Raw genomic sequence first — 20,855 nt, forward strand, 5'->3', positions numbered from 1 at the left:
TATCGAGGCTGTTAGCTCAGCCTTCGATCTCGATCAGAATCTCGCCCGGATTGACCCGGTCGCCCTTGGCGACATGAATGGCGGTGACCTTGCCGGCGATGGCCGCCTGCACTTCGGTCTCCATTTTCATGGCCTCGGTGATAAGCACCGCTTGGCCGGCCTTCACCACATCGCCTTCCTTGACCAGCACATCGACGATGTTGCCCGGCATGGTGGTGCTGACATGGCCCGGCGCAGTGGCTTGCTTACGCTTGCTGCTGCCGCCGCTGACAAATTCATTGAGTGGTTCGAACACGACCTCTTCGGGCATGCCATCGATGGACAGGTAGAAGTGACGCTTGCCTTCGGCCTTGACGCCCACACCGGTGATGTCGACGCGGTAGGTCTCGCCGTGAACGTCGATGACGAACTCGGTCGGCACGCCTTCGCCGCCCGCCGAGCTCACACTGCCCGCCTCGGGAATTGGCAGCAGCACTTCCGGGGTCAGGGTGCCGGCGTCGCGTTCTTCGAGGAATTTGCGCCCGATGTCCGGGAACATGGCGTAGGTCAGTACGTCTTCCTCGGATTTGGCCAATGCGCCGATTTCGCCACGCAGCTTGGTCATTTCCGGCTTGAGCAAATCGGCCGGACGCACGTCGATCACCTCTTCGCTGCCGATGGCCTGGCGACGCAGCTTTTCACTCACCGAACCCGGCGCCTTGCCGTAGCCGCCCTGCAGGTAGAGCTTCACTTCGTTGGTGATGGTCTTGTAGCGCTCACCGGCCAACACGTTGAAGAACGCCTGGGTGCCGACGATCTGCGAGGTCGGAGTCACCAGCGGCGGGAAGCCGAGGTCTTCGCGCACCCGCGGAATCTCAGCCAGCACTTCGTTCATCCGGTTCAGTGCGCCCTGCTCTTTCAACTGGTTGGCAAGGTTGGAAATCATCCCTCCCGGTACCTGGTTGACCTGGACACGAGTGTCCACGGCGGTGAACTCGCTTTCGAACTGGTGGTACTTCTTGCGCACGGCGTAGAAGTACAGGCCGATTTCCTGCAACAACTCCAGGTCCAGCCCCGTGTCGAATTCACTGCCTTTAAGGGCCGCGACCATCGACTCGGTACCCGGATGGCTGGTGCCCCAGGCGAAGCTGGAGATCGCGGTGTCAATGTGATCGGCACCGTTTTCGATTGCCTTGAGCTGGCACATCGCGGCCAGGCCGGCGGTGTCGTGGGAGTGGATGAACACCGGCAACGATTGCTCGGCCTTCAGCGCTTTCACCAGTTCGCCGGTGGCGTACGGGGTCAGCAGGCCGGCCATGTCCTTGATCGCCACCGAGTCGCAACCCATGGCTTCCATTTGCTTGGCCTGCGCCACGAAGGCTTCGATGGTGTGCACCGGGCTGGTGGTGTAGGCGATGGTGCCCTGGGCGTGCTTGCCGGCGGCCTTCACCGCTTCGATAGCGACCCGCAGGTTACGCACGTCGTTCATCGCATCGAAAATACGGAACACGTCGATGCCATTGACGGCGGCCTTGGCCACGAACGCCTTGACCACGTCATCGCTGTAATGGCGATAGCCCAGCAGGTTCTGGCCGCGCAGGAGCATTTGCAGGCGCGTGTTGGGCAGCCCCGCGCGCAGTTGGCGCAAGCGCTCCCACGGGTCTTCCTTCAGAAAGCGCACGCAGGCGTCGAATGTCGCGCCGCCCCAGACTTCCAGCGACCAATAGCCGACTTTGTCGAGCTTGTCGCAGATCGGCAGCATGTCTTCGGTACGCATGCGAGTGGCAAGCAGCGATTGGTGGGCGTCGCGCAGGATTGTGTCGGTAACAAAGATTTTCTTGGGCATTTCACGATCTCCTCATAGCGACAAGCTGCAAGCTACAAGCGGCAAGTAAGAGCGAATCGGCTTTTACTTGCAGCTTGCAGCTTGGGGCTTGCCGCTGCTTATTCATAAGCCTGCGTGGGCGGCAATGGCGGCGGCGATGGCCAGGGCCAGCTCTTCGGGTTTGCGCTTGATCGAGTAGTTGGTCAGCTCAGGATGGCTTTCAACGAAGCTGGTATTGAACTGGCCACTACGAAATTCCGGGTTGCGCAGGATTTCCTGGTAATACGCGGCAGTGGTCTTGACCCCCTGCAGGCGCATGTCGTCCAGGGCCCGCAGGCCACGGTCCATTGCTTCTTCCCAGGTCAGCGCCCAGACCACCAGCTTCAGGCACATCGAATCGTAGAACGGCGGAATGGTGTAGCCGGTGTAGATCGCCGTGTCGGTGCGCACACCCGGACCGCCAGGGGCGTAATAACGGGTGATCTTGCCGAAGCTGGGCAGGAAGTTGTTTTTCGGATCCTCGGCGTTGATACGGAACTGCAACGCAAAACCCCGGTGCAGGATGTCTTCCTGCTTGACCGACAGCGGCAGCCCGGAGGCGATGCGGATCTGTTCGCGAACGATGTCGATACCGGTGATTTCTTCGGTGATGGTGTGTTCCACCTGCACCCGGGTGTTCATCTCCATGAAGTACACCTCGCCTTCGGCGAGCAGGAACTCCACGGTGCCAGCATTTTCGTAGCCCACGGCCTTGGCGGCGCGCACCGACAGGTCGCCAATGTACGCACGCTGCTCAGGCGTCAGTTGTGGGCTGGGGGCGATCTCGATCAGCTTTTGGTTGCGACGCTGGATCGAGCAGTCACGCTCGAACAGATGCACCACGTTGCCGAAACTGTCACCCAGGATCTGCGCTTCGATGTGCTTGGGATTGACGATGCACTTTTCCAGGAACACTTCGGCCGAGCCGAAGGCCTTGGTAGCCTCGGAAATGACCCGAGGGAAAGCCTGTTCGAGCTCTTCGCGGCTGTTGCAACGGCGGATACCCCGACCGCCACCACCGGATGTGGCCTTGAGCATCACTGGGTAACCGATGCGGTCGCCTTCGGTCAGGGCCTCTTCGATGCCCGATACGTTGCCTTCGGTGCCCGGCGTGACCGGTACGCCGGCCTTGATCATGCTGCGACGCGCCTCGGTCTTGTCGCCCATGCGGCGAATGACTTCGGCCGACGGGCCGATGAATTTGATTCCGCGCTCGGCGCAGATGTCCGCCAGCTCGGCGTTTTCCGAAAGAAAACCGTAACCGGGATGCAGCGCATCGCAACCGGTCTCCACGGCCAGGTTCACCAGTTTGCGCGGGTTGAGGTAGCCGGCCAGCGGATCGGCGCCGATGCTGTGGGCCTCGTCCGCACGCTTGACATGCAACGCATGGCGGTCCGCGTCGGAATAGACCGCGACCGAGCGAATGCCCATCTCGGCGCAAGCGCGCACGATGCGGACGGCAATCTCACCACGGTTGGCGATCAGGATCTTTGTTATCAATTGGAGGTTCCCTTGAGCCGGTGATACCACGACCTGGGAGGTTCAGGTCGACGCGTGACCAGATGTAACAATCGGTCGCAGCACCACACTAGTCCTGGCTGTGGATTAACAAAAATGATTAATTATTGGGTCATGCATAAGTAAAGACTTATAGTTGGCTCATCCGCCCCGACCCAGAGCCTATAGAAAATGCGTAAGTCATTGATGCGTATGACATTGCGTCAACTGCAGATTTTCAACGAGGTGTGCGACCTGAGGTCCTACAGCCGCGCAGCCGACGAAATGTCGCTCACCCAGCCGGCCGTTAGCCTACAGATTCGATCACTTGAGGAGCTGATTGGCCAGCCGCTGTTCGAGTACGTTGGCAAAAAACTCTACATGACCGAAGCCGCCGAAGCCCTTCAACGCGCCAGCCGGGACATCTTCGGCCGCCTGGAAAACCTCGACATGCAGTTGTCGGACATGCAGGGCTCGCTGCAAGGCCAACTGAAGCTGGCGGTGGAATCCAGCGCCAAGTACTTCGTGCCGCATCTGTTCGCCGCCTTCAAGCGCCAGCACCCTGAGGTCAACCTCAACCTCACGGTGGTCAATCGCGGCCAGGTGATTCGAAGGCTCTCGGACAACCGGGACGATCTGGTGATCATGTCCATGGTGCCTCAGGACATGGGCCTGGAATTCCTGCCTTTTCTCAATAATCCGATCGTCGCCGTGGCGCCGCCTGACCACCCGCTGTGCCACATGGGCCCGCTGCGCTTGCAGGACCTTGAGCCGTATACGCTGCTGCTGCGCGAGCCGGGGTCAGGCACGCGGCTGGCCTGCGAGGAGTATTTCAAGGAGAAACGGGTGCATTTCACCCAGACACTGGAAGTGGCGTCGGCGGAGGCCCAACGCGAATGCGTGCTGGCGGGGCTGGGCGTGGCGCTGCTGACGCGCCACGCCGTAAGCCGAGAGCTGGTATCCGGCGCACTCATCGAGCTGCCAGTGGAGGAACTGCCGCTATACCGCAGTTGGTGCCTGGTACAAGCCAAGGCGAAACGCTTGTCTCCGGTGGCCCACGCCTTCCTGGCGTTCGTTCGCGGCGAACGTGCTCAGATCATTGGCCTGGTTGGTCGTTTCGACGGGAAGCCGCCGGTGTTGCCTGCCAATAGTTGAATTCTGCCGCGTCCGGAAACTCGCTGATTTCGGCCAGCAGCTGGCGCTGCTCACAGCGGTCTTCGATGGCACGACGGAACGCCATGCGGCGCTGGTCTTCCTGCTGACGACGGGTTTTGACGGCGCTGCGTTCTTCGTAGGACTGGGTCATGTCGAGACTCCCAAGACGTATACGGGAGCTTTACGATGCAGGCACGCGATGACGGTTTGGCGGCACGTGCGTTACAGAACGATGAATTCGGGCGAATGCCACTTACTCCCGCCGGGCCGTAGGAGCTGTGTAGGAGCTGTCGAGTGCAACGAGGCTGCGATCTTTCCCCAGACACTGAATCTCAAGCGAAAGATCAAAAGATCAAAAGATCAAAAGATCGCAGCCTTCGGCAGCTCCTACCGCAGTCGAGCGGGAGCAAGCTCCCTCGCCACAGAAGCCCCTCAACCTCTGGGCTCGGGACTCAATCATCCAGCGCCTTCACCGATTTAGGTGACAGCCGCAAGCTGCGCAGGCTGCGCTTCACGCTCTTGAGGTGGTTGACCAGGCTTGGGCCGCGCGCCATCGCAACGCCCATCGCCAACACGTCAATGACCACCAGATGGGCGATGCGCGACGTCAACGGCGTGTAGATTTCGGTGTCTTCATGCACATCGATGGCCAGGTTCACCGTCGAGAGCTCAGCCAAGGGCGTCTGGCTCGGGCACAAGGTGATCAGCGAGGCGCCGCTTTCGCGCACCAGATTGGCGGTGATCAGCAAGTCTTTGGAGCGCCCCGACTGGGAAATGCAGATCGCCACGTCAGTAGGTTTCAACGTGACTGCCGACATCGCCTGCATGTGCGGGTCGGAATAGGCCGCCGCCGTGAGCAACAAACGGAAAAACTTGTGCTGGGCATCCGCCGCCACGGCGCCCGACGCACCGAAGCCATAAAACTCGACACGCTGGGCCTGGGACATGGCCGTGACGGCTTTTTGCAACGCCACCGGATCGAGTTTCTCGCGAACTTCCATCAGGGTATGCAGCGTCGTGTCGAAAATTTTCAGGCTGTAGTCAGCGACCGAATCGTCTTCATGGATGGCAAACTGGCCGAAGCTCGCACCCGCGGCCAGGCTTTGCGCCAGTTTGAGTTTCAGGTCCTGGAAACCCGAGCAACCGATGGCCCGACAGAAACGCACAATGGTCGGTTCGCTGATGCCGACGCTGTGGGCAAGATCGGCCATGGAGCTGTGCATCACGGCCGCAGGATCAAGCAATACGTGATCGGCGACTTTCAGCTCCGACTTGCGTAGCAGATGGCGTGACTGGGCGATGTGTTGCAACAGGTTCAAGGGACTGGACTCTTGTTATTGGCAGGTGCCGGGATGTAGCAAGCTTGTAGTTATACTACAAGAGTTGGCTTTTTGCCCGCCCAATGCGAACTCAATCTCCCGGTTTCATGCCGCATGCGCGCCATGTAGCAACAGCGCGCTATAAAATATCCTTATTGGCCCATAGCAACGCGGCCAAGCCTTCGGCCTCAACCGGACGGCTGATGAGGTAGCCCTGGACTTCATCACATTGCTCGACTCTGAGAAATTCGAGTTGCTCAGGCCGCTCGACGCCTTCGGCCACCACTTTGAGCGACAACCCATGGGCCATTGCAATGATTGCCCGGGTAATGGCCGCGTCTTCGCTACCCTCCTTCAACCCACGAATGAACGCCTGGTCGATTTTCACGTAATCCACCGGGATGCGCTTGAGGTAGCTCAGGGAGGAATAGCCGGTACCAAAGTCATCGATCGCCAGCTTGACCCCGAGGTCGCGCAATTGCTGGAACGTAGCAATGATGTGCTCAACGCTGTCGAGCAACTGGCTTTCAGTCAGCTCCAGTTCCAGGTATTGCGGCGCCAGGCCGGTTTCTTCCAGCACTTGGCGCACCAGGCTGACCAGCTTGCCCTGGCGCAACTGATGCACCGACAGGTTGACCGACACCCTGATCGGCGCCAGCCCCTCACGCTGCCATTGGCACGCCTGCCAACAGGCCTGGCGCAACACGAACTCGCCGATCGGCCCGATCAGCCCGGTCTCTTCGGCCAGGCTGATGAAATCCCCCGGCGGAACCCTGCCCATGACCGGATGATCCCAGCGCACCAGCGCCTCGGCGGCATTCAGGCGACCGGTTGCCAGGCACAATTTTGGTTGATAAAAAACCTTCAATTGCTGTTCTTCCAGGGCCTTGCGCAGCTGATTCTCCAATTGCAGACGCTCGAGCGTGCTGGCCTGAAGGCTGTCGGTATAGAACTGGAAATTGTTGCCGCCCAAGTGCTTGGCATGTTGCATGGCCATGTTCGCCTGGCTGACCAGCGTAGAGATTTCCCGCGCGTTGTCCGGCAACATGCTGATGCCGATCGAGGCACTGACCACCAGTTCGTGGCCCTCGATGGTGAGCGGCAGACGGAGCTTGGCGGACAATCGGGTCGCCACCCGCGCCAGGCTGGAGAGGTTGCCATAGGCATCGAACAGCACCCCGAACTCATCGCCGGATAAGCGGGCGATGGTGTCCGCTTCGGGCAACGCATTGATCAGGCGCCGGGCCATCTTCTGCAACAGTTGGTCAGCAACGTCATGGCCGAGGCTATCGTTGAGGAGCTTGAAACGATCCAGGTCGATATGCAGCAATGCCAGGCTGCGTCGTCCGCCCTGGCGCACCCGTTGGTGGGCTTCGTGCAAGCGCTCGCGGAACAGCGAGCGGTTCGCCAGCCCCGTGAGCTCGTCGTAATGGGTCAGGTAACGCATTCGCTCTTCGGATTCGCGCCTGGCCGAAAGATCGGCGAAGAAGCCCACGATATGGCTTACATTTCCCCGGGCATCGCGCACCACGTTCAGTTGCAGCCACTGCGGATACAATTCGCCATTGGCCCGAGCTTCCACCAATTCTCCCTGCCACGTACCGTGCTGTTTGAGCGCCTGACGAATGATCGGATAGTGCCGGCGAGCATCACGACTGCATGGCAGATCGACCACATTGCGCCCCAGCATGTCATCGATATTAAACCCGGTGACCCGCGTGAACGCCTGGTTGGCGGCCAGCAGCGCGTAATGCGGGTCAAAAATCACAATGCCTTCGCTGGCGGCCTCGAAAACCGTGGCCGCCAATTGGCGCTGTTGCTCGAGTTCTTTACGGGTGCTGATGTCTCGCCGGGTGCCGACCATGCGCAGCACTCGGCCACTGGGGCTGCGCTCCACGGCCCGACCGCGGTCTTCGATCCAGACCCAATGGCCGTCGCCGTGACGTACGCGGTATTCGATCTGGTAGTCCTCGCTGCGGCCCTTGAGGTGCTCAACGAGGGCACGCTTGAGGGCAGGCACGTCTTGAGGATGCAGGCGCGGGGTCAGGTGACTGAGCATCGCTGTGATGTACTCGGGCTCCAGGCCGAACAGTTCCTTGAGTTGAGTGTGATGGACTTCGTCGGTCTGCAGGTTCCAGTCCCACAACCCCAACTCACTGGCCTTGAGTGCCAGGTCAAGACGGGCTTCGCTCTTGCTCAGGGCCTGGCTGGTCGCCTCCAGCTCGAGGCTGCGCTGTACCACGCGCGCCTCCAGCCCAACCTGGGCTGTGCGCAATTTTTCCTCGGCGCAGCGGCGTTGTTCAACTTCCCGACCAAGCGCCTCGTTGAGCTGCGCGCTACGGGCTTGAGCCTGCTGCAAATGCTCGATCAGCGCCTGGTTCTGGAATCTGCGCAGCATGCCACTTTGTATCAACCGGTTGACCTGCCAGGCGACCACGCTGAGCGAGACCAGTACGACCAGCCCGAGCCAGCCCCATCCGCGCTGCTGCTCATCACCGCCCCAGAAGAGATAACCGATGGCCGGCAACAGGCACGGTAAGGTAAAGGACAAAAACGCCGGAAGGCTCACGGCATAGGCAACGCTGGCCGACAGGGTCGCTGCGCCTATCAGGCCGAATACCCAGGCTTGTTGCTCGAAGCTGTCAGTCGGAACCAGGGCGATGCCCGCCGCGGCCAATGTCAGGCCGGTCATCGCCGAGCCGAGCAAAAACATTCGCAACCATATCGGGTGCGCCTGGCGGCTGGGTATCGCCGAATCGAAGGCCGCGACCTGAATAACTCGCAGCGCCACCAGCGACAGCAACCAGACCAGCCACACACTGACCTGAAAGTGACGCGAAGGCCCCCACAGCAACGCGGCGCAAACCAGACCGTTGACGAGCATGAACAGCGTGGGCAGCAGCGAGCCCTGATACAACAGCCTTGTGCGCTCGACCGCCATTTCCGTGGCGTACTGCTTACAGATGATCCTCGGCTCCACACAGGGGCCCGCCAGATCGGAATTTAGGGTCATAGGCACTGTTCTTGTTCTTATTCAGCGGAGCATGGAGAACCCGAAACATGCAGCGAGCATACACAAGGCAGCGGCCATCCCACACTGCCCAAGCTCATAAAAATGCTGAAAAAGTCGCTATTTCATTGGCTCGCATGGCCTTCAAGCGAGCCCCGCCAATGCTTGTGGCCCATGACCAACCGGTCATCACCGACCGGTCTTTTATCGGCTGGCGTAAAGCTCGGTTTGCCCGGGGTGCCGCCGCACCCTAGAATGCTCTGATGCGCGATGATCTCTCCCTTCTGCTGAACTCCCTCAACGATGCCCAACGCCAGGCCGTAGCTGCCTCCGTGGGTCGACAGTTAGTCCTGGCCGGTGCCGGCTCGGGCAAGACCCGAGTGCTGGTACACCGTATCGCCTGGTTGATCCAGGTTGAGAACGCCTCACCCCATTCGGTCCTGTCGGTGACTTTCACCAACAAGGCCGCTGCCGAGATGCGCCATCGCATCGAGCAACTGATGGGCATCAACCCCGCCGGCATGTGGGTCGGCACCTTCCACGGCCTGGCGCACCGCTTGTTGCGGGCGCATTGGCAGGAAGCCGGCCTGAGCCAGACGTTTCAGATTCTCGACAGCGACGACCAGCAACGTCTGGTCAAGCGGGTGATCCGCGAGCTGGGCCTGGACGAGCAACGCTGGCCGGCCCGTCAGGCCCAGTGGTTCATCAACGGCCAGAAAGACGAAGGCCTGCGCCCCCAACACATCCAGGCCAGCGGCGACCTGTTCCTGGCGACCATGCGCAGCATCTACGAAGCTTATGAGGCAGCGTGCCAGCGCGCAGGCGTGATCGACTTCTCCGAGCTGTTGCTGCGCGCACTGGACCTGTGGCGTGATCACCCGGGCCTGCTGGCGCATTACCAGAAGCGCTTCCGGCATGTGTTGGTGGACGAGTTCCAGGACACCAACGCCGTGCAATACGCCTGGTTGCGCCTGCTGGCCAAGGGCGGCGACAGCCTGATGGTCGTGGGCGACGACGACCAGTCGATCTACGGCTGGCGCGGCGCCAAAATCGAGAACATTCATCAATACTCTGCGGACTTTCCTGACGCCCAGGTGATCCGCCTGGAACAGAACTACCGTTCCACCGCCGGCATCCTCAAGGCCGCCAACGCCCTGATCGCCAACAATACCGGGCGCCTGGGCAAGGAGCTGTGGACCGATGGCAGCGAAGGCGAAGCGATCAACCTCTATGCGGCCTTCAATGAACACGACGAAGCGCGCTACGTGGTGGAAACCATCGAGAGCGCGCTGAAGACCGGCCTGGCCCGCAGTGACATCGCCATCCTGTATCGCTCCAACGCCCAGTCGCGGGTGTTGGAAGAAGCCTTGTTGCGCGAACGCATCCCGTACCGCATCTATGGCGGCCAGCGCTTCTTCGAACGCGCCGAAATCAAGAACGCCATGGCCTACCTGCGCCTGCTCGAAGGACGTGGCAATGATGCGGCCCTGGAGCGGGTGATCAACGTACCGACTCGGGGCATTGGCGAAAAAACCGTCGAAGCGATTCGCGACCACGCGCGCCACAGCCATGTGTCCATGTGGGAAGCCATGCGCCAGCTGGTTGCCAACAAAGGCATGACCGGCCGCGCTGCCGGTGCGCTGAAGGCGTTCATGGACCTGATCGAAGACCTGGCCGCCAAGTGCGCGGACATGCCGCTGCATTTGATGACTCAGACCGTTATCGAACAGTCCGGCCTGATCGCCTACCACGAGGCGGAAAAGGGCGAGAAAGGCCAGGCCCGGGTGGAAAACCTTGAGGAACTGGTCAGCGCCGCACGCAATTTCGAGAACACCGAGGAAGACGAAGAGCTTTCGCCGCTGTCGGCCTTCCTCGGTCACGCCTCTCTGGAGGCCGGCGACACCCAGGCCGACGAGCATGAAGACAGCATCCAGCTGATGACCCTGCACAGTGCCAAGGGCCTGGAATTCCCCTACGTGTTCCTGGTGGGAATGGAAGAAGGCCTGTTCCCGCACAAGATGAGCCTGGAAGAGCCGGGACGCCTGGAAGAGGAACGACGCCTGGCCTACGTTGGCATCACCCGCGCCATGCAGAACCTGGTGCTGACGTACGCCGAGACTCGGCGCCTGTACGGCAGCGAAACCTACAACAAGGTGTCGCGCTTCGTACGTGAAGTGCCCAAAGGCCTGATTCAGGAGGTGCGGCTGTCCAACAGCGTCAGCCGTCCGTTCGGCGGCGGCCAGCAACAGAGCTCCAGCAGTCTGTTTGGCGGCAGCGACATCCCGGAAACCGGCTTCAGTCTCGGCCAGACCGTGCGACATTCGGTGTTCGGCGATGGCGTGATCCTCAACTTCGAAGGCGCCGGCGCTCAGGCCCGGGTCCAGGTGAACTTCAGCGAAGGCAGCAAGTGGCTGATGCTGGGGTACGCCAAGTTGGAAGCGATCTAGAGATTCCGTAAGAAGTACCTTGCTGTGGGAGCAAGGCTTGCCCGCGAGGCGGTGGCACATTCGACACAGATGCGTCAGACCGATCGCTATCGCGGGCAAGCCTTGCTCCCACAGGTATCTCTCTCCACCCCACATTCGTTTCCGACCGAACTTATTTCCTTTTCCTACAGCCCAAAGCGAACAAGCCTTCTTGCCAGGCTGAAGCTGAACCTCACCCGTCACGCAAAAGCCCGAAACACTCTGTCGCTAGCCAGCAACAGTTCACCTGTGCAACATGGCGCGCGTGCTATCCACAAATGGGAATGCCCTTATATGAAACGTTTTCTTAGCATCGCCATGGCGTTGTGCATCGGCCTGACGATGGCCATCGACGCCAATGCCGCCAAGCGCTTTGGCGGTGGTAAAAGCTCGGGCGCTGCCCCGACTCACCAGACCAGCCAGATGGCCCCGTCCTCTGCTGCCGGCTCTACCGCGGCTACCGCGGGCGCTGCCGGTGCGGCTGGCGCCGCCACCAAGGCCAGCGGTGCTTCGCGCTGGCTCGGCCCCCTGGCCGGCATCGCCGCCGGTGGCCTGCTCGCCTCCATGTTCATGGGCGACGGCTTCCAGGGCATGCAGATCTTCGACATCCTGATCATGGCGGTCATCGCCTTCCTGGTCTTCCGCTTCATTGCCGCCCGTCGTCGCAAGCAACAGGAGCAACTCGCTCCCGCCGGTCATGCGCCGATGCAGCGTGAAACGTTCGACCAGCAGCCTGCCGGCGGTTCGATCTTCGGCGGTTCGGCAGCACCCGTGGCCGCTCGTCCGGTGATCAACGCGCCAGCCTGGTTCAACGAAGAGCGCTTCATCGAAGCTGCGCGCAACCATTTCATGTCCCTGCAGCAACACTGGGATGCAAACGAAATGGACAAGATCTCTGAGTTCGTGACCCCGCAGCTGCTGGAGTTCCTCAAGCGCGAGCGGGCCGAACTGGGTGATGGCTTCCAGTCGACCTACATCGACAATCTGCAAGTACAACTGGACGGCGTCGATGATCGTGCCGACAAGACCATCGCCACCCTGACCTTCAGCGGTGTGTCGAAGGACTCGCGCTTCGACAAGGGCGAAGCGTTCAGCGAAAGCTGGAACATGGAACGCCCCCAAGGCGATAACCAGCCTTGGCTGGTGGCCGGTATCCGCCAGAACGGCTGATCCTTCCCCGCGTTTCGTATGTTGAAATAAAACCCCGGCCCAGGCCGGGGTTTTCTATTTCGCGATTGCATCTATAGCGAGCTACTGTATAAACCGCTCCATATAAACCGCGCCATGAGAAAGAGGATCCCGGACGTGGAAGAAATTATCGAACAATTGCGTGAAGCCAATGAACCCGTGCCGGTTCCACTGGAGTTGCCCGATGAAGACTTGCTGGTGGAAATCGAAGAGCAGCTGTTCATCGATATTCCGTTCGTATTCAGAGAGTTTTTACTGACGGTCAGCGATGTTGTCTACGGCGGCCTGGAGCCCGTGACCGTCACCGATCCGCAGTCCCACACCTATCTGCCAGATGTGGCCGCCAATGCCTGGGATGCCGGTGTCGACCGTAGCCTGATCCCGATCTGCCAGGACGGCGACGACTATTACTGCGTCGAAGAAGACGGGACCGTGGTGCTGTGGCAAGCCGAAGAAGAGCTGATTGCCGAAGAGACCTGGGAATCTGTCTGGCACTGGGCGCGGGACGTCTGGCTGGAGAGCTGATCCGCCGGCGCCCCTCGCCGGTCATGGCCCGGACGATTCCTTGTGATTGTCCAGGGTTTCCAGCAAAGCCACCTGCATCCGCGTATGCAGGCGGATAAACCAGCGCCAGAGCAACGCCGCCACAGCGGTCGCCACCACAGCAATCAACACCAGCAACTTGTTGGTCGGCAGGATACTGGCCGACAAGGCTGCCAAGAGCAGGAAAATCATCAGCAGCGAGAGAATCGGGATCACTTCTGCGATCACCCGACGCACGCGCTGGGTGTGGCGACCGGCCATCTCCGGCTTCACGCCCATCTCCGCCAGCAGCATCGATAACGCCTTGAGCTTGCGATACGCAGCAATCAAAAACGGCAGCGACAACAATAACGCCCCGCCCCAGATCAGCGCTTTCTGCCAACTCGGGTCGCTGATCCAGGCTTGCAGATAAGCCGACATCTGTTCGGCAAAGTAGCCACCGGCGATAAAAATCGCGATGACCAGCGCCAGGTTGATGCCCACCTGCAGCAAAATCCGCCGGATCATGGCGGCCACCAGCGCGCCCTCCCCTTGGGGTTGAATGCTGCGCAGCCACTCGCCATACATTCCCAGCACCCGCGACAACCGTTGTGGCATGACGGCAGCCAGCCTGACCGATAAAGGATCGGCGGCCCGGATCAGGTAAGGCGTCAGCAGAGTAGTCAGTACCGAAACCGCGACCGCTACCGGGTAAAGGAAATCGCTGGTGACCTGCAAGGTCATCCCCAGCGAAGCGATGATGAAGGAAAATTCGCCGATCTGCGAAAGGCCCATCCCGACTCGCAGTGAGGTGCGCCCGTCGTTGCCGGCAATAAAGGCACCGAGGCCGCAGGACAGCATCTTGCCCAACACCACTGCGGCGGTGATTACGGCAATCGGCCAAGCGTATTGCAGCAAAATCACCGGATCGAGCATCAGGCCGATGGCCACGAAGAAAATCGCGCTGAACAAGTCGCGCACCGGCTCCACCAGCCGCTCGATTTTCAGCAGTTGCCGCGACTCGGCCATGATCGCGCCGATCAGAAACGCTCCCAGTACCATGCTGTATTCCAGCTTTACCACCAGCAGGCAAAAGCCGAAACACAGGCCCAGCACGGTGATCAGCAACATCTCGTCACTGTCGAACTTCGCCACATAAGCCAGCAGCCTCGGCACCAGCAAAATGCCGATCACCAGGGCGACAATCATGAATAATGACAATTTGCCGACGGTGGAAAACACCTCGCCGGAGCTGACCGTACCGCTGACAGCGATACTCGACAGCAAGGCGATAATGCCGATGCCCAGGATGTCTTCGACGATCAAGACCCCGAAGATCAACTGCGCAAAGCGCTCGTTCTTCATCTTCAGGTCATTGAGGGCTTTAACGATGATGGTGGTCGAGGAGATGGCCAGGATTGCCCCGAGGAACAACGAATCCATGGTGTTCCAGTCGAACCAGCGCCCGATTTCGTAGCCGAGCCAGATCATCAACACAATTTCGAGGAACGCCGCGATGAACGCCGTGGCGCCCACCTTGAACAACTTGCGCAGGCTGAACTCCAGCCCCAGATAAAACATAAGGAAGATGACCCCCAACTCGGCCAGGGTCCTGATCGTATCTTCGTCGTGGATGAAACCGAAGGGCGGCGTATGCGGGCCGATGATGAAGCCGGCAACGATGTAACCCAACACCACCGGTTGTTTGAAACGGTGAAAAAGTACGGTGACCAGCCCCGCTGCCATCATGATGATTGCCAAGTCTTGAATAAAGCTGATGGCATGCATGGTGGGGCTCCCTGTTCAAATGACCCATCACAGAGCTGGATAAGTCCGTTTCCCTTGTAGGAAATACCCTCGCAAGAGGCTTTTTGAAGGGTAACACCGCGACTTCCGACAAAAAGACAGTGCAATATATGGAAACAGATCCACCGGGGCGTGACGGCTGCCACAGGCGCAGCGTCCCGATACTGGTAGTTTAAAACCTTCCAGCACCCGCAGAGGTGCCCTCCCCGAAATTGCTGCCTTGAACCGTGAGTACGTTATGGAACCCGGAAACGCCCAGCTGTCGATGACGGTGTTGATGACCCCCGATATGGCCAACTTCTCTGGCAATGTCCACGGCGGCACCTTGCTCAAATACCTCGACGAAGTCGCCTACGCCTGCGCCAGCCGCTACGCCGGGCGCTACGTAGTGACGCTGTCGGTTGACCAGGTGATTTTCCGTGAGCCGATTCATGTCGGCGAACTGGTGACGTTTCTGGCGTCGGTGAATTACACCGGTAACACGTCGATGGAAGTAGGCATCAAAGTCGTGACCGAAAATATTCGTGAACGCTCGGTGCGCCACACCAACAGTTGCTTTTTCACCATGGTCGCAGTGGACGACCAGCGCAAACCCGCCGCCGTCCCGCCATTGCAACCGCAAAACAGCGAAGCAAAACGCCGTTACGAACAGGCCCAGCAGCGTCGGCAGATTCGCCAGGAGCTGGAGAGGCGCTATCAGGAAATCAAGGCGGACGGGCCCTAACAGAAGGACCGCGCCGCCCGCTCGCGTCCACAGGGATTTGCGTTGATCAGAGGCTGATCGGTACAGCTTCGAACCTTACCCTCGGATGGGTGATCCGGTCCTGGGCGCGGACCAGTTCCAGCTCGTAACTGGCACACGCCTGGGTTTCCAGCAGTACTTCATGCACGGCTGCAGCAGTGAATTCGAGCGCCGCTACCAGGCTATCTCCCAACAACACCCGTGCCAGGAACAGCCCCGACGTCAAATCACCCACCCCCACCGGATGGCGAGGGAATGCGAGTAATGGACGACGCAGGTGCCAGCTACCGTCGGCGGTAACCAACAACATTTCGAAGCTGTCCTGCGGCTTGCCGGGATAGGCCAGATGCTTGACCAGCACGGCCTTGGGCCCGCGGGCCAACAGCGAACGGGCCATGGCCAGGCAGTCCAGCAGCGACTGCGGCTTGCGTCCCGAAAAACTGTCCAGCTCCAGTTGGTTCGGGCACATGATGTCCGCCACGCAAGCAGCTTCTTCCAGCAGGAAATCGCTCACCTCGGGCGCCACGATGCAACCCTTCTCCGGATGTCCCATGACCGGATCGCACAAGTAAAGGGCCTTGGGATTGCACGCCTTGATCCGCGCCACCCCGGCCAGAATCGCCCGTCCTTGGGCGGCGCTGCCCAGGTAACCGGAGAGCACCGCATCACAATTGCCCAGCTCGCCGATTGCTGCGATGCCCTCTACCAATGCCGGGATCTGCTCAGAGGCAAGCACGTCGCCGGTCCACTGTCCGTACTGAGTGTGATTGGAGAATTGCACGGTGTTGAGCGGCCAGACGTTCACCCCGACCCGTTGCATCGGAAAGACTGAAGCGCTGTTACCGGCGTGACCAAACACCACATGGGACTGGATGGCAAGCAGATGAGGGGTACGTTTCATGCGGGATGTTTCCGTAAAACGAATGAAATTCAAGCCGCGCAGTATGCGACTAAACGCAACCTATACGACAGACCGGGGACACAGTTAAGCTGACAGCAACTTGTAGGAGCACTTCGTTCATGCTGACCCTTGGAAATATTTTCGTGCTGATGCTGTTGGCCACCGCCGGCGCCTGGCTGTGGCACAACCATGGCTTGCGCGAACGGGCCTTGGCGAGGGTCATGCAACATTGCGCCAACCTCAAGATCGAGCTGCTGGACGGCAACGTCGCGCTGAAAAAGATTGGGTTCGTCAAAGATGCCAGCGGACGCCGGCGCCTGGCCCGTATCTATAACTTCGAGTTCACCGTCACCGGTGAGTCGCGCCATTCGGGCACTATTACCCAGTTCGGGGCCCACAGCGCGCAAATCGAGCTGGCGCCTTACCCAATGCCGTTCGAAGAGTCAGCGCCGACACCGATCGAGCCGGTCCAGACCAGGCCCAGGGCCGAAGTCATCGAATTGAGTCAGTGGCGCCAGGAACACAACAAGTGGAAGCCTTGAAGCAAGGCTGACTCACGGGCACCGACAATTCGCCAGACCGGCTTGTAGCGCTGCCGCGTCTTGAGGTTCACCAAAAATCAATTCGATCCGTGAGTCCTGGCGCCACTCGCTGGCCTGCCACTGCAGCGTCGCGCCCTCCAGCGCATTGGCTGAAACCCAGCCATCGGCGCTGTGGATAACCATCTTCGCCCGTTTCCAGCCCCAGCCTTGCAGCCAGCGCGTCAGCGTCACCGTGTCCAGTCGCTGACTCGGATGCCAGCGCCAGCCAATACTCCAGCCGCCTTCCTGTTGCTGATGCAGGCAGATGGGCGATGTCGGGTCGGTCCAGACGGCCGGCATCTGTCCCACGTCCTTGGGTAGATTCACGTTATCCACAGCCCCGCTTCCGCGAGCCGCAAGACCTGGCAGTCGATCGATCGGCAAAGCAGCCTGTCGGGTCCAGTACAGCGCAATTTCTGGCAGTTGCGCGGTGATGCCCAGGCGTTCGGTTTCGCTCAGGTGTTCGGATTTGTTCAGCACCAGCAACCCGGCACTGGCCAAGGTTTGTCGCTGCGCATCGGGTAACGGCGTGCCATCCGCCATCGCGCGGGCATCCAGCACCAACACGCAAGGTTGAACCGCCAGCACGCCGAGCCATGGCGCTTCGCTCAGTTGCCGCATCAGCTGCGCCGGATGACCCAGTCCGGAGGGCTCGATAAACAGCCGGTGCGGCCGCGCCTTGCGGAGTAAACGAGCGAGGCCGATCTGAAAAGGCGCGCCGTTGACGCAACACAAACAGCCCCCGGCCACTTCGCCCAGTGCGATACCATCGGCGGCCTGGGTCAGTAACGCCGCGTCCAGGCCGATTTGACCAAACTCGTTGATCAGCACCGCCCAGCGCTCATTCGCCGGGCGCTGTGCCAGCAATTGCTTGATCAGGCTGGTCTTGCCAGCACCCAAAGGGCCCGCAATGACGTGGGTGGGGATGTTCTGCAACATAATCGGCGGCTTTCGATGGAGGTGAACATGCGGTTAATCGGCTGTTTGTTGTTGGCGCTGACGTCGAACCAGGCGCTGGCCCAGGCTTGTGTCGTGCATAGCCAGGCAGAACGGCTCGATGTGAAAGTCTGCCAGCAGAACCGCAATATTCCGCAGAAACTGTTCGCCGACGGCTTCTGCCAGCCAAACCTTGCCGGACAAAAAGTCGAGGTACAGTACGTCGATCAATGCCCTGGCGGCGCGTTTGGCATCTGCAGCAACGCCCAGGTCGCCAATATGCCTTACCGCCAGGATATTCACTATTACGGCGTGGCCACCGATGCAGCCTATCTGCAGCCGTTTTGTGAAGGAAAAAGCCAGGGCAACTGGCTCAAACCTTAGGCGAGCCAGTCCAGAGTGAGGATCAATCGACGTTGCCCCGGCGTCAGCTGCGGCGAGCGATGGATCAGGCCCATACCCTCATTGCCGTGCCACTTCTCGCCTTTGAGCAGCGCCACATCGCCGCAGGCAAGCTGCTGAACCGCACGCGGATCATCCGGCTCAGCCTCGGGTTGCCCCAGGCGTCGACGATCCATCGCGCCTTCCTTTAGCAACTGGCTGCCAACGCCGGCGTACGTGGTGATCAGCCGTACCGGCACATGGTCAACGTGAAAGCGCGGGCACATGGCCTTATCCAGCGTTCGCAGGCGCAGGCCGACACGTCTGGCACCCAGCAGGCAGGCAAACGCGCTGACCAGCCAGGCGACATCCGCGATGAAGCCTTCATAGCCATGCAGATCGCGAAAGCCTGCGGCGAGACCTTCCAGGGCCGGTTGAGCGTCCTCCTGCGGCAGATCGATCACCAGCGATTCGGCCAGGGGCTGATCCATGGAAAGCACCAGTGCCGCAAAATCGCTGATGTGCGCCGGCAACTGACGTTGCCAGACCGCCAGGTTGGTATCGTCGTCCAGAATTTGCGTCAGGATCCGCGGGGTATCGCCCTGGACCTGGCGTACCTGCACTTTCCGCTTCGGACTGGGCGCCAGCATCACGCTGCGGCCTCCTCATGCCAGGGGCCGAACGGGTCCGGCAACAAACGCCAACTGTCTACACCCTGGGCCATTTCCGCGTCACTGAGCAGGCAAGCGTCCAGTTCGGCGGTCAGTTGCGTGAAGTCGATATTCTGGCCGATGAATACCAGCTCCTGCCGGCAATCACCGGTGGCAGGAAGCCAGTTTTTCAGGATGGCAGCGGTACTTTCCTCATCTTGCGGCCATTGGCTTTTCGGCACGAACCGCCACCAGCGCCCGGCGAATCCATGCCGCATCAAGCCGCCGGCCTGGGACCAACTGCCCGCTTCTTCATGTTTGCTGGCCAGCCAGAAGAAGCCCTTGGAGCGCAGCAGCTTGCCATTGGTCCACGGACGGTCGATAAAATTGAAAAAACGCTGGGGATGGAATGGCCGGCGCGCCCGGTAAGCTGTCGAAGCGATACCATATTCTTCGGTTTCGGACACGTGCTCACCGCGCAGCTCCTGCAGCCAGCCCGGTGCTTGAGCCGCGCGTTCAAAGTCGAAAAGCCCTGTGTCGAGGATCTTCTCCAGCGGTACTTGGCCCATGACCATGGGAATAATGTGCGCCTGGGCGTTAAGCCGTTCCAGAATCGCGATCAACTCCTCCCGTTCGTGACGGCCGATCAAGTCGATTTTGCTGATCAGAATCACATCGGCGAACTCGATCTGCTCAATCAGCAGATCAGTGATAGAACGCTCATCTTCCTCCCCCAGGGTCTCGCCTCTTGAAGCAAGGCTTTCGGCAGCCTGGAAATCCAGCAGGAAATTTACGCCATCGACCACTGTCACCATCGTGTCGAGCCGCGCCACATCGGCCAGGCTGCGGCCTTGCTCATCACGAAAAGTGAAGGTTTCCGCCACCGGCAAGGGTTCGGAAATTCCCGTGGACTCGATCAGCAGATAGTCGAAGCGGCCTTCCCTGGCGAGCTGGCCGACCTCTTCCAGCAGGTCTTCACGCAACGTGCAGCAAATGCAGCCGTTACTCATCTCCACCAATTTCTCTTCAGCCCGGCTTAGGGTGACATCTCGCTGGACTTCGCTGCCATCAATGTTGATCTCGCTCATATCGTTGACGATCACAGCAACGCGCAGGTTGTCGCGATTACGCAGGACGTAATTGAGCAATGTGCTTTTACCGGCGCCGAGAAATCCGGACAGCACGGTTACAGGGAGACGATTGGGCACCAGGTATATCCTCATCGGGCGGGCCGCGCTGACGCTTGAGCGCATGTCGCGACTCTTTTCTTCAGGCTTGGGTTCGGTTCAGAGCCTATGTGCTTTTAATGTTATAGTATAACAGCCAAATTTAACCAGTCTCCGCTGCTCAACCAGTCTGAAATAAAAAGCATGCGCAATTTCCTGAAACTCGTATTCGTAAGCCCGTTGCTGCTGTTGGCGCTGGATGCCTCAGCCCAAAGCCCTATGTTGGCGAACTGCACCCGCAGCGCGAATTTACTGGCCTGTGTTGACGGGCAAGGCAATACCTACAGCGTCATGACGGCCGGAAACACCCTCTATCTGCGCGGATTTGAAGTGATTGGCCGGCGCTATTGGGCGCAAACAACCAGTCGTTATGGCCAACTGACGTTCTTTACCGGCGTAGCTTCTGATGGGGAGAGCTGGGTTGGATACAGTCGGCGCGTGGGCTGGACGACCATCAATCGCTTCTCGAGCTCGGGCGCAAGCACAGGGAAGTTTGTATGCAGCCGCATTAGCGGTTGCCAGGATTCACCACGCTGATGTTTCACGTGGAACGGTTCGAGAACGATCACCGAGCGAAATGAAACTGCGTTCATAAAATAGTGCTGGCTGCATTTATTGTTATACTATAACGTA

The 20,855-nt window shown here is 60.0% G+C and carries 18 protein-coding genes; 8 read left to right on the forward strand and 10 right to left on the reverse strand.

What is annotated here, in order from left to right:
- Positions 1–16: 16 nt before the first annotated feature.
- Both oadA and MA884_RS06060 read right to left on the reverse strand, forming a co-directional pair.
- Entirely contained in the window at positions 17–1,825 is a 1,809-nt protein-coding gene (gene oadA, locus MA884_RS06055; protein WP_256229538.1) for a sodium-extruding oxaloacetate decarboxylase subunit alpha, read from the reverse strand.
- A gap of 102 nt (positions 1,826–1,927) precedes the next feature.
- Positions 1,928–3,343 (reverse strand): acetyl-CoA carboxylase biotin carboxylase subunit, encoded by a 1,416-nt coding sequence (locus tag MA884_RS06060; RefSeq protein ID WP_025216234.1) that lies wholly within the window; start codon positions 3,341–3,343, stop codon positions 1,928–1,930.
- A 189-nt stretch (positions 3,344–3,532) separates the two neighbouring features.
- On the opposite strand from MA884_RS06060, the gene MA884_RS06065 reads away from it, so the two are divergent.
- On the forward strand, positions 3,533–4,495 hold the full coding sequence (locus MA884_RS06065) for a LysR family transcriptional regulator (protein WP_256229539.1): 963 nt from the start codon (positions 3,533–3,535) through the stop codon (positions 4,493–4,495).
- On the opposite strand, the gene MA884_RS06070 is transcribed toward MA884_RS06065, so the two are convergent.
- From MA884_RS06070 to MA884_RS06080, 3 genes are all read right to left on the reverse strand, one after another.
- Positions 4,437–4,646, reverse strand: a complete 210-nt coding sequence (locus MA884_RS06070) for a PA3496 family putative envelope integrity protein (RefSeq protein WP_256229540.1) — start codon at positions 4,644–4,646, stop codon at positions 4,437–4,439. The two genes, MA884_RS06065 and MA884_RS06070, sit on opposite strands and share 59 nt — an antisense overlap.
- Before the next feature lie 301 nt (positions 4,647–4,947).
- A complete protein-coding gene (hexR, locus tag MA884_RS06075) occupies positions 4,948–5,814 on the reverse strand; it encodes a transcriptional regulator HexR (RefSeq protein WP_003187110.1) in 867 nt (288 codons plus the stop codon).
- Positions 5,815–5,953: 139 nt separating this feature from the next.
- Positions 5,954–8,827, reverse strand: coding sequence for an EAL domain-containing protein (locus MA884_RS06080; protein WP_256229541.1), 2,874 nt, complete (start codon positions 8,825–8,827; stop codon positions 5,954–5,956).
- Positions 8,828–9,087: 260 nt separating this feature from the next.
- Between MA884_RS06080 and uvrD the strand changes: the two genes are divergently transcribed.
- The 3 genes from uvrD to MA884_RS06095 all read left to right on the forward strand — a co-directional run bounded on the left by uvrD (position 9,088) and on the right by MA884_RS06095 (position 13,002).
- Complete coding sequence (uvrD, locus tag MA884_RS06085) at positions 9,088–11,271, forward strand: DNA helicase II (RefSeq protein ID WP_256229542.1); 2,184 nt, start codon at positions 9,088–9,090, stop codon at positions 11,269–11,271.
- 312 nt (positions 11,272–11,583) lie between these two features.
- Positions 11,584–12,459: a Tim44 domain-containing protein gene (locus MA884_RS06090; protein ID WP_256229543.1), complete on the forward strand. Its 876-nt coding sequence runs from the start codon at positions 11,584–11,586 to the stop codon at positions 12,457–12,459.
- Positions 12,460–12,594: 135 nt separating this feature from the next.
- On the forward strand, positions 12,595–13,002 hold the full coding sequence (locus tag MA884_RS06095) for an SMI1/KNR4 family protein (protein ID WP_256229544.1): 408 nt from the start codon (positions 12,595–12,597) through the stop codon (positions 13,000–13,002).
- Positions 13,003–13,023: 21 nt separating this feature from the next.
- Here MA884_RS06095 and MA884_RS06100 read toward each other — a convergent pair whose 3' ends face one another.
- Positions 13,024–14,787, reverse strand: coding sequence for a cation:proton antiporter (locus MA884_RS06100; protein ID WP_256229545.1), 1,764 nt, complete (start codon positions 14,785–14,787; stop codon positions 13,024–13,026).
- Between the two features lie 256 nt (positions 14,788–15,043).
- Here MA884_RS06100 and MA884_RS06105 point away from each other — a divergent pair, with 256 nt between their 5' ends.
- On the forward strand, positions 15,044–15,529 hold the full coding sequence (locus MA884_RS06105; RefSeq protein WP_214916109.1) for an acyl-CoA thioesterase: 486 nt from the start codon (positions 15,044–15,046) through the stop codon (positions 15,527–15,529).
- 46 nt (positions 15,530–15,575) lie between these two features.
- Here MA884_RS06105 and pdxY read toward each other — a convergent pair whose 3' ends face one another.
- Complete coding sequence (gene pdxY, locus MA884_RS06110) at positions 15,576–16,448, reverse strand: pyridoxal kinase PdxY (RefSeq protein WP_256229547.1); 873 nt, start codon at positions 16,446–16,448, stop codon at positions 15,576–15,578.
- A gap of 119 nt (positions 16,449–16,567) precedes the next feature.
- Here pdxY and MA884_RS06115 point away from each other — a divergent pair, with 119 nt between their 5' ends.
- The gene (locus MA884_RS06115; protein ID WP_047226690.1) at positions 16,568–16,990 is read left to right on the forward strand and encodes a DUF3301 domain-containing protein; all 423 of its coding nucleotides are present in this window, start codon (positions 16,568–16,570) and stop codon (positions 16,988–16,990) included.
- A 12-nt stretch (positions 16,991–17,002) separates the two neighbouring features.
- On the opposite strand, the gene MA884_RS06120 is transcribed toward MA884_RS06115, so the two are convergent.
- Positions 17,003–17,968, reverse strand: coding sequence for a GTP-binding protein (locus MA884_RS06120; protein WP_256229548.1), 966 nt, complete (start codon positions 17,966–17,968; stop codon positions 17,003–17,005).
- Between the two features lie 27 nt (positions 17,969–17,995).
- On the opposite strand from MA884_RS06120, the gene MA884_RS06125 reads away from it, so the two are divergent.
- Positions 17,996–18,349, forward strand: a complete 354-nt coding sequence (locus tag MA884_RS06125; RefSeq protein ID WP_256229549.1) for an NADH:ubiquinone oxidoreductase — start codon at positions 17,996–17,998, stop codon at positions 18,347–18,349.
- Here the strand turns inward: MA884_RS06125 and MA884_RS06130 are convergent.
- Together MA884_RS06130 and zigA are read right to left on the reverse strand one after the other, a co-directional pair.
- A complete protein-coding gene (locus tag MA884_RS06130) occupies positions 18,346–18,996 on the reverse strand; it encodes a DUF1826 domain-containing protein (protein WP_256229550.1) in 651 nt (216 codons plus the stop codon). The genes MA884_RS06125 and MA884_RS06130 overlap by 4 nt on opposite strands.
- Entirely contained in the window at positions 18,996–20,204 is a 1,209-nt protein-coding gene (gene zigA / locus MA884_RS06135) for a zinc metallochaperone GTPase ZigA (RefSeq protein WP_256229551.1), read from the reverse strand. The genes MA884_RS06130 and zigA overlap by 1 nt, the downstream gene beginning before the upstream one ends.
- 162 nt (positions 20,205–20,366) lie before the next feature.
- Between zigA and MA884_RS06140 the strand changes: the two genes are divergently transcribed.
- Positions 20,367–20,759 (forward strand): glutamine synthetase, encoded by a 393-nt coding sequence (locus tag MA884_RS06140; RefSeq protein ID WP_256229553.1) that lies wholly within the window; start codon positions 20,367–20,369, stop codon positions 20,757–20,759.
- Positions 20,760–20,855: the final 96 nt, after the last annotated feature.

It is taken from the genome of Pseudomonas sp. Q11 (assembly GCF_024494355.1).
Taxonomy (GTDB): domain Bacteria; phylum Pseudomonadota; class Gammaproteobacteria; order Pseudomonadales; family Pseudomonadaceae; genus Aquipseudomonas; species Aquipseudomonas hefeiensis.